At 66.2% G+C, this 13,446-nt stretch carries 9 protein-coding genes; 8 read left to right on the forward strand and 1 reads right to left on the reverse strand.

Annotated elements, in window-relative coordinates; all coding sequences use genetic code 11:
- Positions 1 to 51 precede the first annotated feature (51 nt).
- From gmk to ASD86_RS04095, 4 genes are all read left to right on the forward strand, one after another.
- Positions 52 to 666 (forward strand): guanylate kinase, encoded by a 615-nt coding sequence (gene gmk, locus ASD86_RS04080; protein WP_056107239.1) that lies wholly within the window; start codon positions 52 to 54, stop codon positions 664 to 666.
- Positions 667 to 969: 303 nt separating this feature from the next.
- Entirely contained in the window at positions 970 to 1,269 is a 300-nt protein-coding gene (rpoZ, locus tag ASD86_RS04085) for a DNA-directed RNA polymerase subunit omega (protein ID WP_036108756.1), read from the forward strand.
- A gap of 534 nt (positions 1,270 to 1,803) precedes the next feature.
- Positions 1,804 to 3,984 carry a bifunctional (p)ppGpp synthetase/guanosine-3',5'-bis(diphosphate) 3'-pyrophosphohydrolase gene (locus ASD86_RS04090; RefSeq protein WP_036108754.1) on the forward strand — a complete coding sequence of 727 codons (2,181 nt, stop codon included), beginning with the start codon at positions 1,804 to 1,806 and terminating at the stop codon, positions 3,982 to 3,984.
- 133 nt (positions 3,985 to 4,117) lie between these two features.
- Positions 4,118 to 4,501, forward strand: coding sequence for a RidA family protein (locus tag ASD86_RS04095; protein ID WP_036108751.1), 384 nt, complete (start codon positions 4,118 to 4,120; stop codon positions 4,499 to 4,501).
- Between the two features lie 198 nt (positions 4,502 to 4,699).
- Here the strand turns inward: ASD86_RS04095 and ASD86_RS04100 are convergent, their stop codons facing one another.
- Positions 4,700 to 5,761: an AraC family transcriptional regulator gene (locus ASD86_RS04100; protein WP_056107243.1), complete on the reverse strand. Its 1,062-nt coding sequence runs from the start codon at positions 5,759 to 5,761 to the stop codon at positions 4,700 to 4,702.
- A gap of 181 nt (positions 5,762 to 5,942) precedes the next feature.
- Between ASD86_RS04100 and ASD86_RS04105 the strand changes: the two genes are divergently transcribed.
- The 4 genes from ASD86_RS04105 (at position 5,943) to recG (ending at position 13,319) form a co-directional block, all read left to right on the forward strand.
- Positions 5,943 to 7,175, forward strand: a complete 1,233-nt coding sequence (locus ASD86_RS04105) for a parallel beta-helix domain-containing protein (RefSeq protein ID WP_200957205.1) — start codon at positions 5,943 to 5,945, stop codon at positions 7,173 to 7,175.
- Between the two features lie 33 nt (positions 7,176 to 7,208).
- Positions 7,209 to 8,411, forward strand: coding sequence for an SO2930 family diheme c-type cytochrome (locus tag ASD86_RS04110; RefSeq protein WP_235567662.1), 1,203 nt, complete (start codon positions 7,209 to 7,211; stop codon positions 8,409 to 8,411).
- A gap of 245 nt (positions 8,412 to 8,656) precedes the next feature.
- The gene (locus tag ASD86_RS04115) at positions 8,657 to 11,098 is read left to right on the forward strand and encodes a TonB-dependent receptor (protein ID WP_056107245.1); all 2,442 of its coding nucleotides are present in this window, start codon (positions 8,657 to 8,659) and stop codon (positions 11,096 to 11,098) included.
- Between the two features lie 100 nt (positions 11,099 to 11,198).
- Positions 11,199 to 13,319, forward strand: a complete 2,121-nt coding sequence (gene recG / locus ASD86_RS04120) for an ATP-dependent DNA helicase RecG (RefSeq protein WP_056107250.1) — start codon at positions 11,199 to 11,201, stop codon at positions 13,317 to 13,319.
- The last annotated feature ends 127 nt before the right edge of the window (positions 13,320 to 13,446 follow it).

The following is a 13,446-nucleotide window of genomic DNA, read 5'->3' on the forward strand; positions in this document are numbered from 1 at the left end:
TTCTCCCGCAAGCGGGAGAAGGGGACAGCAACCGGATTCTTACTTACCTTCATGCGCGGAACCCTCTACATCGTCGCCGCTCCCTCCGGGGCCGGAAAATCCAGCATCGTCAACGCGGTGCTCGCGCGCGATCCGAACATCCGCCTGTCGATCTCGTTCACCTCGCGCCAGCCGCGTCCGGGCGAGCGTCACGCCGAGCACTACCACTTCGTCAGCGCGCAGGAGTTCGAGGCGATGGTCGAGGCCGGGGATTTCTTCGAATACGCGCGCGTCCACGGCGACTGGAAGGGCTCGGCGCGGCAGTCGGTCGAACCGTTCCTGTCGGCCGGCAAGGACGTGCTGCTGGAAATCGACTGGCAGGGCGCGCGCCAAGTGCGCGCCAAGGTGCCCGACGCGGTCAGCGTGTTCATCCTGCCGCCGTCGCGCGACGCGCTGGAGTCGCGCATGCGTTCTCGCGGCCAGGACAGCGAGCAGGTGATCGGCCAGCGCCTGGACGCCGCGCGCGAGGAGATGTCGCACTACGGCGAGTTCGACTACGTCATCGTCAACGAGATCTTCGACACCGCCGTGGACGAGATGTGCGCGATCTTCCTGGCCAGCCGGCTGCGCCGCGAACCGCAGGTCGCGCGGCATTCGCGCCTGATCACGGCGTTGCTGGCGGATTGATTGGCGGCCGGGATTGGAGATTAGGGATTAGGGATTCGGGATTCAGATAGCCGCGCGGCGGCGAAGTCCGACTAATAGGAGCGGCGCAAGCCGCGACCGCGCCAATCGGTCACTGCGCCACCTCGAGGCCTGTCCGGCCCTGCAATCGCCGCTCGACCCCGCCCCGATAGCGCCCATCCCGGCCTTATCTGGTTGATTCACAAGGCCCCGGTCACCAAAACCTTGCTCCCGCCGGGCACAGCGACTAAACTTCCCGGTCCCCATCCGCATTACAAAGACGGCCGCACCGGCCGCAGGAGCCCCATGGCCCGCATCACCGTCGAAGATTGCCTGGAAGTGGTCGATAACCGCTTCGAACTCGTCATGCTGGCCGCCAAGCGCGCGCGCCAACTGGCCAACGGCGTCGAGCCGCAGCTGGACAACAGCGAAGCCAACGACAAGCCGACCGTGCTGGCGCTGCGCGAAATCGCCGCGCGTCAGGTCAACCCGGAATACATCGACGCGGTCGAGAAGGCCGAGCGCGAGCGCAAGGAACGCGAAGCCCTGGAATGGGCCGCGGCCGAAGTGGTCGCCGACGACGACCTGTCCAAGGGCGACGACTGATCCAAGCGGCTCCGCGCCCGCGCGCGGACGATCCGGATCGACAAACGGCTCCGCCTCGGCGGGGCCGTTTTCGTTTGTGGCCGAGGCCGGGCCGGCATGGAAGCCTGGAGAACCGCACGGGGCGAGGCTTTGCGGACGCGGCCAGCTGGCTTTCCCGACGAGATCGCGTCCGTGCGAGCCTGGTTTCGTGCGCGGCGCTTCGGCGCGACGCGGTCCGTTCCGCTCGAGCTGGAACTTCCCGATAACCTGTTCGAACAGCGCCGGCGCCGGCGCCGCGCCCACAAAGACTTCGGGCAACCGCCTTCAAGCGGCCGGCTTCAGATAACAGATTTGAAGGCCGGATCGGGGCGGGGAGGTCGAATAATCGACCGGCACGTAGCACCCGGAATCGCCCGACAGCCAGGCCCAGCCTGAACCGAACCGCCCGCCAACTGCGCAAGCCGTGACCGTGTGCTTGCGCAGAATCGAGCCGTCGCCACATTCAAAGTACGTAATGCGTTGCGCCATGCGCTCCCGCCCGCGTAAATTTCCGTTATGACCCCTGCCGAGCCCGCGCTGAAAACTTATCCTGCCGCTGCCGAGGACACGGAGCTGCCGGACTACGTGCGCGAGCTCGAGCTCGCCGCGCACTACCTGCCCGAAGCGCAGCGCCATCAGCTGCGCCGCGCCTGGGCGGTCGGCGCGGCCGCGCATGCCGGGCAGACCCGCAAGTCGGGCGAGCCCTACATCACTCATCCGGTCGCGGTGGCCAAGGTTCTGGCCGAGCAGGGTCTGGACGTCGAGACCCTGGTCGCGGCGATCCTGCACGACACCATCGAAGACACCCCGCTGACCCGCGAATGCCTGGCGACCGAGTTCGGTCCGACCGTGGCCGAACTGGTCGACGGCGTCACCAAGCTAGACAAGCTGCAGTTCCGCGATCGCCAGGAAGCGGCGGCCGAGAGCTTCCGCAAGATGTTGCTGGCGATGGCGCGCGACTTGCGCGTGATCCTGATCAAGCTCGCCGACCGCCTGCACAACATGCGCACCCTCGGCGCGCAGAGCGCCGAAGCGCGCGAACGCATCGCACGCGAGACCTTGGAAATCTACGCGCCGATCGCCCAGCGTCTGGGCATGAACCTGATCAAGGCCGAGCTGCAGGACCTGGGCTTCCGCGCGCTGCATCCATGGCGTCACGCCGTGGTCGAAAAGCGCATCCGCACCCAGCCGGTGGTACGGCGCGAGTCGCTGGTGCAGATCGAAGCGCATCTGGCCCAGCGGCTGGCGAAGGAGAAGCTTCAACATCGCCTGATCAGCCGGGTGAAATCGCCGTGGAGCATCTACACCAAGATGCATCACGAGCATAAGAGCTTCACCCAGGTCATGGACGTGTTCGGTTTCCGCATCGTGGTCAAGAGCGTGCCGGACTGTTATCACGCGCTCGGTGTCGCCCATTCGGCGTACAAGCCGCTGGATTCGCGCTTCCGCGATTTCATCGCGATCCCGAAGGCCAACGGCTACCAATCGCTGCACACGGTGTTGTTCGGCCCTTACGGTTCGCCGGTGGAAGTGCAGATCCGCACCGAGGACATGGACCTGATCGCCGAACGCGGCATCGCCGCACACTGGTCGTACAAGCACGGCGGCGAAGGTCCCAACAGCGCGCAATCGCGCGCGCACAGCTGGATCGCCAGCCTGGTCGAATCGCAGCGTTCGACCGGTTCGTCGCTGGAGTTCCTCGAAAACGTCAAGGTCGACCTGTTCCCGGACGAGGTCTACCTGTTCACGCCCAAGGGCGACATCCTGTCGTTGCCGCGCAATTCCACCGCGCTCGACTTCGCCTATGCGGTGCATACCGACGTCGGCAACCGCGCGGTCGCCGCGCGCGTCGACGGCAAGCTGGTGCCGTTGCGGACCAAGCTCGCCAGCGGCCAGCGGGTCGAGATCATCACCGCCAAGTCGTCCACGCCCAAGCCGCAGTGGCTGGAGTTCGTGGTCTCGGGCAAGGCGCGTACCTCGATCCGTCAACAGCTCAAGCAACTCGAACACGAAGACGCGGTGCAGCTCGGCCATCGCATGCTCGACCGCGCGCTGGAAGTGCTGGAGACCTCGCTCGACCGCACCCCGGCGCAGCGGCTCGACGCGTATCTGGCGGAAAATCGTTATCCGCGCCTGGAAGCGCTGCTGGCCGACATCGCGCTCGGCAACCGCATGCCCAACCAGGTCGCGCTAGCGCTGGCGCGCGAAGCACCGGGCAAGGCCCGCGGCCGTTCGATCGATCGCCCGCGCCTGCCCGAAGACAAGATCCTGATCACCGGCGCCGAGCGCGGCGTGATCAGTTTCGCCAACTGTTGCCTGCCGTTGCCGGGCGACGAAATCATGGGCTACCACACCGCCGGCAAGGGCATCGTGGTGCATCGCCTGGATTGCCCGAACGTCGCCGAGTACCGCAAGTCGCCCGACCGCTGGGTCGCGATCGGCTGGGACCGCCAGGTCTCGGGTGACTTCGCCGCCGCGCTGCGGATCGAAGTCGACAACCGCCCCGGCTCGCTGGCCCAGGTCGCGGCCGCGATCGCCGAAGCCGAGTCCAACATCGACCGGGTCGAATACCTCGAACGCGATTCCAACATCGCGATCATGCGCTTCGCGATCGAAGTGCACGACCGCAAGCATCTGGCCGATGTGATGCGGCGGGTGCGCCGGTTGGCGGTGGTGTTGGGTGTGCAGCGGATGTGAGGAGCCGGGATTTGGGATTTGGGATTTGAGATTGGCAAAGGCGCGGCGTGACCGGATTGGCCGCTATCGATCCCGGCTTCGGGCTTTTGCCTTACGATTCCCCAATCCCTAATCCCCAATCCCGGCCTCTCAAATGTCCCGCGAAATCATCCAGACCGACCAAGCCCCGGCCGCGATCGGCCCGTACTCGCAAGCCGTGCGCGTTGGCGACACCGTGTATCTGTCCGGCCAGATTCCGCTGGATCCGTCCAGCGGGTTGGTGATCGAAGGCGATATCGAAGCGCAGGCGCATCGCGCGTTCCGCAATCTGCAGGCCGTGTGCGAAGCCGCCGGCGGTTCGCTGGCCGACATCGCGCGGCTGGGCCTGTACCTCACCGACCTGAGCGCGTTCGGCAAGGTCAATGCGGTGATGGGCGAGTATTTCAACGCACCGTTCCCGGCCCGATCGACCGTCGAAGTGTCGGCGCTGCCGCGCGGGGTCGCGTTCGAGGTCGATGCGATCATGGTGTTGCGCTGAGTCGACCGACGGCGTCGCGGCTTCGCTGCATCGTGTAGGAGCGGCGCGAGCCGCGACCGTGATGTTGTCGATGGCCGCGTCAGTTGGCGCGGGCGCGGCTATTGAAGCGCGGTTGTCGTGATGCTGCGGCGGTGTCGCGGTGATCGGGGTTTCGCGGTCGCGGCTTGCGCCGCTCCTACAGTCCGGAACGCGGGTGCGCTATCTGCGCTCGCCGGCCATCTCGGCGAGCAAATGCTCGCGCAGCGCGCGCGGCGTCTGCCCGGTCAGGCGCTTGAACGCGCGGCGGAAATCGCGCGGGTCCTTGTAGCCGATCGCCGCGCCGACGCTGGCGATGGTCAGGTTGCGTTCGCGCAGCAGGGCGTAGGCGCGGTCGATGCGCAGGCGATCGTGGATGTCGTGGAAGCTGGTGCCTTCGTTGGTCAGCTGGCGCCGCAGGGTGCGTTCGCTGACGTGCAATTGCGCGGCGATGCCGGCCAGCTTCGGGTCCTGCGGCAGCTGCGCGCGCAGCAGGCGCTCGACCGCGGCGGTGACCTCGCCGGGCACCGCGGTGTCGGGCATCTGCGCTTCGCACAACGCCAGCACCTGACGCGATGCGATCGGGTTGTGGGTCGGCAGCGGCACCGCCAGCCAGTTCGCGTCCAGCACCAGCCGGTCCTGCGGTTGTTCGAATGCGACCGGGCAATCGAACACGTCGTCGTAATGCTCGCGATACGCCGGCGCCGGATAACTGAATTCGATCCGCAGCGGCCGCAAGGTATTGCCGACCAAGCCGCGCGCGAGCGCCAGGCAACTGCTGAAGAATTCCTCGGCGACGAAGCGGTGGATGCTCGGATAGGCCAGGGTCATCTGCCCGGCCAGGGCCAACGTGCCGGTTTCCGAGGCGCTTTCGACGAAACGCATCAGGCTGCCGACCACCGGGGTGAAGCGCAGGCCGATCTGCAACGCTTCGCCGAACGTCGCCGCGGTGGTCATCGCCAGCCCGAGCAGGCCGAAATTGCCAATGTGCTGGTCGCGGCCGATATCCAGGCCGATGGTCGGCGGCAACACCTTCAAGGCGCGCTCGACCACCACCGCGGTCGGCCGGTCGGGCAGGCGCACGCCGGGATCGCTGACCTGCGCGCGGCTCAGGCCGGTGCCGGCGAACCAGTCGTCGCTGGGCGCGCCGATCCGGTCCGCGGTCTCGAGCAGACCCCACAACAGGTTCGGCGACATCAATGCGATATCGGGCCGGGCCTTGTCCTGATCGGATGACTGACGCATCGCCTCTCACTGTTGATCGCGGCCGTGTCGTGAACTTGACCGCGAATGCCCCCTTAGTGTGCCGCATTCGCCCTCACGCGCGCTCACACCGGCGGCGGAGACTCGACGCTTAGCCGTCACGGGGTCCGTTCTCGCCATCGGCGCGAACCCGCCCCGGTCGCCAACGATCACGGGGATCACCATGAACCAGCCCATTCGCGCGTCCGTCCTCGCCCTGGCCGTGGCCGCGCTGACCGCCGCATGCGGCCCCGAACAAGCCCAGCACACGCCGACCGCGCAGGTCGCCGCGGGCGATGCGAGTTTCGCCGATACCTTCCGCACCCGCCTGCTCGACGCCAAGGACGGCGACGTGATCGAGGTGCCGGCCGGCCGCTACACCTTCGATCGCAGCCTGACCTTGCGCGTGGACGGCGTGACCATCCGCGGCGCCGGTCCGGACAAGTCGGTGCTGAGTTTCAAGGGCCAGAAGGCCGGCGCCGAGGGCCTGCTGGTCAACGCCAGCCGCTTCACCCTGGAAAACATCGCGATCGAGGACAGCAAGGGCGATGGCCTCAAGGTCAACGAAGGCGAGCACATCACCATCCGCAACGTGCGGGTGGAATGGACCGGCGGGCCGAGCACCAAGAACGGCGCCTACGGCCTGTACCCGGTCAAGACCCGCAACGTGCTGATCGAGAATTCGGTCGCGATCGGCGCGTCCGACGCCGGCATCTACGTCGGCCAGTCGCGCGACGTGATCGTGCGCAACAGCCGCGCCGAGTTCAACGTCGCCGGCATCGAAATCGAAAACACCGTCAACGCCGACGTCTACGACAACGTCGCCACCAACAACACCGGCGGCATCCTGGTGTTCAACATGCCGGCGCTGTCGCAGCAGGGCGGCGCGATCCGGGTGTTCAAGAACAAGGTGTTCAAGAACAACACCGCCAACTTCGGCGCCAAGGGCACGCCGGTGTCGAGCGTGCCGGCCGGCAGCGGCATGGTGGTGAATTCCAACGACGACGTGGAAATATTCGACAACGACATCAGCGACAACGCCACCACCAACATCATCGTCTCCAGCGTCTATTCCACCGGGTACAAGGACGACAAGGCGGCCAAGGATTTCGATCCGTATCCCGAGCGCATCTCGATCTACGGCAATCGCTTGAAAGGCGGCGGCGATTCGCCCGATGGCCTGGACCTCAAAGCGCTCAAGACCGCGATCTACGGCTTGAGCGGACACTTCCCCGACGTGCTTTGGGACGGCTACGCCAACAAGCAACGCAAGGAAGGGCCGCAGATCTGCATTCGCGACGTGTCCGGCGTGGTCAATGCCGACGGCCCCGGCAGCTACAAGAACCCGAGCCAGGACACCAAGCCCTACGAGTGCGACCTGCCGAAGTTGCCGGCGATTGACCTCAAGCGCGGTTGATCGATGCGCCGTACTTGGATGGCTCGTGCTTCGATGGTTAGTACTCCGATGCGTTACGCGTTCGCCGTGGTGATGTCGTTGCTGGTTGCGGGATGCGGCAAGCCGAATGCGGACGTCGCGCCGCAAGCGGCTTCGCAAGCCACGCCGAAAACGGCGAACATCGCGGCCGATTCGCCCTGGCCGGCGGTGCATTTCTTCGCCGATGGCCAGCCGGCCGACCTGGCCGAATGGAACGTGCTGCGCGTCGCCGACGGACGTCTGCGTCTGAATCGCGACGTGCTGCCGTACGACCTCAACACCGCGCTGTTCTCCGACTACGCGCACAAGCTGCGTACGGTGTGGATGCCGAAGGGCCAGGCCGCGCAATTCGATGCGCAACGTGAATTCGATTTCCCGGTCGGCACCATCTTCAGCAAGACCTTCTACTACCCGCGCGGCGAAGGCGATGCGGTGTTGCGCAGCGCCGACGACGGCCCGGACCTGGCCGGCGGCGGCCTGCAGCTGAGCAAGGTGCGCTTGATCGAAACCCGGTTGCTGGTGCGACGCCAGGACGGCTGGATCGCGCTGCCGTACGTGTGGAATGCCGAGCAGACCCAGGCCAAGTTGATGCGCGGCGGCGAACTGGTGTCCCTGCAATTGGTCGCGAGCGACGGCAGCCGCGAAGAAGCGCAGTACACCGTGCCCGATCAGAACCAATGCGCCGGTTGCCACGGCACCGACATGAAGAGCAAGGCGCTGCATCCGCTCGGGCCGCGCGCGCGCCATCTCAATCGCGATTTCGCCTACGACGACGGCGCGGCCAATCAGCTCGCGCACTGGACGAAGCTGGGCTATCTGCACGGCGCGCCCGAGCCGGCGAACGCGCCGCGCGATGCGAACTGGCGCGATCCGGACGCGCCGCTGGACGCGCGCGCGCGGGCCTACCTCGATATCAATTGCGGTCACTGTCACAGCCCGACCGGGCCGGGCAATACCTCGGGCCTGTGGCTCGATGCGGCGACCCAGGAACCGCTGCGACTGGGCCGTTGCAAACTGCCGATCGCGGCCGGCAAGGGCACCGGCGACCGGCGTCACGATATCGTGCCCGGCAAGCCGGACGAATCGATCCTGACCTATCGCATGGTCAGCGACGATCCGTCGGTGATGATGCCGGAACTGGGCCGCAGCGTGGTCCATGCAGAAGGAGTACAACTGATCCGCGATTGGATCGCCGCGCAACAGGGGACGTGCGGTTGATCGCCACCTCGCGGAAAACTTGCGAGGTCTTTTGTGGGAGGAGCTTCAGCCCCGACGCTCTTCGATCCGATCGCTTGTGGTCTCGGGAGGATCTGATCGAACAGCATCGGGGCTGAAGCCCCTGCCACGAGACTTCGAACATTCGCATGTGGAACACAATTCGAAACATCGTCTGATGGAATACAGACCATAGAACGCAACCGCCGCACGCGTTCGAACTAACGACAACGAGAGGGGAGCTTGAGATGTCGCTGCGTAAACACCGTTTGGTCACCGCGACCGCCACCGCCATCGCCGCATTGTGCGGCGGCGGACTCGTACTGGCCGCGCCGGCCGCCTTCGCCCAGTCCGCCGCGCCGAACCAGGCGTCGGCGCCGAAAGAGCTGGACAAGATCACCGTCACCGCGCAGAGCCGCGAGCAGGAACTGCAGGACGTGCCGATCGCGCTGCAGGTGGTGACCGATCAATTGATCGACGATACCGCCGCGCAGGATCTGGGCGATCTCGACAGTTTCGTGCCTGGGTTGGTGGTCGACAGCCAGCAGCCGACCCAGCCCGGGTTCGAACTGCGCGGCATCAGCACCGACGATTTCGGCATCGGCACCGATCCCGCGGTCGGCGTCTACGTCGACGGCGTGTACGCGGGCCGCGGCGGCGGCGTGCTGTTGCCGTTCACCGACGTGGAGCGCATCGAAGTGCTCAAGGGTCCGCAGGGCACCTTGTTCGGCCGCAACACCGCAGCCGGCGCGATTTCGATCATCACCCGCAAGCCCGACGCCAGCGCGACCGAAGTCAAGACCAAGCTGCGCATCGGCAACTACGGCAAGCAATACCTCGAAGGCATGCTTAACTTGCCGACCGGGGACGATTCGGCGTTCCGTTTCAACGCGCTGGTCAATCACGCCGACGGCTGGATCCAGGACGCCGCGACCGGCCGCGATCTCAATCCGGAAAACAACTGGGCCACGCGCGCCGCGTTCAAGACCCGCTTCGGCGAACGCACCAGCGCCCTGATCAGTTGGGATCATGAAAGCCTGGATCAGCTGGGCCAGGCCACCACCGGCATCATCGCGCTGCCGCCGGCGCCGGGTTTGGCGCCGCTGCCGGTGGACGAGTCGGCCTATCTCGACCCGCGCAAGATCCCGACCATGAGCGACGCCGAAGGCAACGAGGAATCGCGGCGCTTCGACGGCGTGACCCTGATCGTCGATCACGGCTTCGACTGGGGCGGTTTCACCTCGACGACGTCGTGGCGCGATTACGACTCGGTCAACCGGGTCGAGGAAGACGGCACCAATCGCAATTACTTGTACGTCGACTCGACCAACACCGAGAGCAATCGCAGCTATTACCAGGAGTTCAAGTTCAGCGGCAGCACCGACAAGCTGGACTGGATCGCCGGCGCGAGCTACTTCAAGGAAGACGCGCGGCAGACCAGCGAGGTCAATGCGCTGACCGATTCGGTCGACACCATCGTGCATAACCTGGGCTTGGCGCCGACGCCCAACGGCTACCTGTTCGGCTACGTCGATCAGCAACTCGACGCCTTGGGCATCCCGATCCATCTGCTCGGCCATCGCTGGAACGAAACCTTCCGCAACACCCTGGACACCAAGGCCTACGCGGTGTTCGGCGACGTGATCTGGCACGCCACCGACAAGCTCAACCTGACCGTCGGCCTGCGCTACACCCGCGACGAGAAGAACTTCAGCTGGCATAACGACCCGCGTTACGCGCCGGGCCTGGACGCGTCGCTGGATCAGCTCGAAGGCCTGGGCTTCTTCGATCTGGCCGGCATCCCGCGCGAGTTCTTCGTGTTCGACATCGCCTTCATCGATCCGCCGGCGATGCTCAACAAGGGCCTGACCAATCGCGACAAGCGCTCGTGGAGCGACTTCAGCCCGCGCTTCGTCGCCGATTACCACATCAACGACGACACCATGGTGTTCGCGTCGTTGGCCAAGGGCTACAAGGCCGGCGGTTTCAACTCGTTGCAGATCGGCAGCAGCTTCGAGAACGAGGACGTGTGGAACTTCGAGACCGGCATCAAGAAGTCGTTCCCGGATCAACGCCTGCAGCTCAACGCCTCGGCGTTCTACTACGTCTACGACAACCGCCAGGCGGTGCGACTCGACAGCAGCACCAGCATCCCGCGTTTCGTCGTCGACACCTCCGACCTGGAAGCCTACGGCCTGGACTTCGACATGCGCTGGCAGGCGACCGACAACTTCGGCCTGGACTTCAACGCCAGCTTCATCGATTCGACCTACAAGAACTACGTCACCTCCGACGGCATCGACGCCAGCGGCGACCCGACCGGGCTGCCGTACTGGTCGGCCGCGGGCGGCGCGTATTACGTGGTGAATATGGCCGATCACGGCGACCTGCGTTTCTCGCTGCGTCACTCGTATCGCGGCAAGGTGCGTTGCAGCGCCGAGTCGCAGGCGCAGAACCGCTGCGGGGTGAGCCCGGCGCTGGACCTGGGCGAGGCGCAGAACCGCACCGACCTGCGCATCGGCTGGACCTCGCCGCAGGGCCGCTGGGGCCTGGCCGCGTACGGCAACAACCTGTTCGACAACCAGTACATCAACTCGCTGGGCACCTACGGCAAGAACGTGCTCGGCACGGTCGGCGCGCGGGTCAGCGAGCCGCGTACGTTCGGGGTGGAGTTCAGCGCGAAGTATTGAGAGCCGGGATTCGAGATTCGGGATTCGTGGGGGCGGGGCCGTCGCGCCTTGGCTTTTGCGAATCTCGAATCCCTAATCACCAATCCCTTATCCTTATGCGATGCCGAGCCGTAAGGACGGGCCCTCCGTCGATCTCCACACGCAGCCGATGCCCCGCATGCCCGGGGTCGGGCCGCGCGTGGCCGAGAAACTCGCCGCGCGCGGGCTGACCACGCTGCAGGATTTCTGGCTGCAACTGCCGCGGCAATACGAAGACCGCACCCAGATCACCCCGATCCGGCTGCTGCAGCCCGGGGTCGCGGCCCAGGTCGAAGGCCGGGTCGAAGGCGTCGAACGCGGGTTTCGTTACAAGCCGATGCTGCGGGTCGCGATCGGCGACGATTCGCGCGCGACCGTGGTGCTGCGGTTCTTCCATTTTCGCGCGGCCCAGGTCGCGCAGTTCCAGGTCGGCGCGCGGGTGCGCCTGTACGGCACGCCCAAGCCCGGTCAGCACGGCCTGGAGATCGTCCATCCCAGCTACCGCGTGTTCGACGACGACAGCGACGAAGTCGCATTGGGCGAACAGCTCGATCCGGTGTATCCGGCGATCGAAGGCATCGGCCCGGCCACATTGCGCCGTTTGATCGGTTACGCGCTTGATCGGTTGCCCGACGACGGCTCGCTGGAACTGATCCCGCAGGAGCTGCGCGAACGCCTGCAATTGCCGACCTTGCGCGAGGCCTTGCTGACCGTGCACCGGCCCGCGGTCGATGCCGATGTCGCGGCGCTGATCGCCGGCCGGCATCCGGCGCAGCGACGGCTCGCACTGGAAGAATTGCTCGCCCATCACCTGAGCCTGCGTCGCCAGCGCATCAGCCAGCAGGCGCACAAGGCGCGGCCGCTCAAGCAGATGCCGTTGGCCGAACGCTTGCGCAAATCGCTGCCGTTCAAGCTGACCGGCGCGCAGAAGCGGGTGTTCGACGAGATCCGCGTCGACCTGGCCAAACCGTCGCCGATGCTGCGCCTGGTGCAGGGCGATGTCGGCAGCGGCAAGACCGTGGTGGCCGCGCTCGCGGCGATGATCGCGGTGCAGCACGGCCGCCAGGCCGCGCTGATGGCGCCGACCGAGCTGCTGGCCGAGCAGCACCTCAACAACTTGCGCCGGTGGCTGGAGCCGCTGGGCGTGCGCGTGGCTTGGCTGGCCGGCAAGGTCACCGGCCGCGCGCGCAAGGCGGTGCTCGAGCAGGTCGCCAGCGGCGAAGCGCAGATGGTGGTCGGCACCCATGCGCTGATGCAGGAAGGCGTGGCCTTCGCCGATCTGGCCTTGGCGATCGTCGACGAGCAGCATCGGTTCGGCGTGCATCAGCGGCTGGCGCTGAGAGACAAAGGCGCCGGCGGCGCGGTCGGCAAGGACGCGATCGTGCCGCATCAGTTGGTGATGACTGCGACGCCGATCCCGCGAACCCTGGCGATGACCGCGTACGCCGACCTGGATGTGTCGGCGATCGACGAACTGCCGCCAGGCCGCACGCCGGTGCAGACCGTCGCGCTCAGCGAGGAGCGTCGGCCCGAACTGGTGCAACGCATTCGCGGCGCCTGCGCCGAAGGGCGGCAGGCGTACTGGGTCTGCACCTTGATCGACGATTCCGACGAGGTGATCGCGCAGGCCGCGCAGACCACGTTCGAGGAATTGTCGGTGCAACTCGCGCCGCTGCGCGTGGGCCTGGTGCATGGGCGCATGAAGCCGAAGGAAAAACAGGAAACGATGCGCGCGTTCAAGGACGGCGAACTCGACCTGCTGGTGGCGACCACGGTGATCGAAGTCGGCGTCGACGTGCCGAACGCTTCGTTGATGATCATCGAGAACGCCGAGCGCCTGGGCCTGGCCCAGTTGCATCAGCTGCGCGGCCGCGTCGGCCGCGGCAGCGCGGCATCGAGTTGCGTGTTGTTGTATCGCTCGCCGTTGTCGGGGCTGGCGCGGCAGCGACTGGAAACCATGCGTCAGACCGTCGATGGTTTCGTCATCGCCGAAAAAGACCTGGAATTGCGCGGTCCCGGCGAATTGCTAGGCACCCGCCAGACCGGCCTGGCCGGTTTCCGCGTCGCCGACCTCGCTCGCGATGCCGACCTGTTGCCGCTGGTGCAGGAACTTGGCGAGAGCATGCTCAAGACTTCGCCGGAACTGGCCGAACGCATCGTTTCGCGCTGGGTGGGTGGTGCGGTGCGCTACGCATCCGCTTGAGCGTCGAAGATCGTGGCGACGCGGACCGATGGGCTTCGCGCCGTCGCAGCGTTCGCGATCCGCTTCCGGTCCAATGGCGGAGCCGCGGTGCTGAAGGACGGCGGCACCCGCCGCCGGAGCACCGGGC

Source organism: Lysobacter sp. Root690 (assembly GCF_001427785.1).
Classification (GTDB): Bacteria; Pseudomonadota; Gammaproteobacteria; order Xanthomonadales; family Xanthomonadaceae; genus Lysobacter.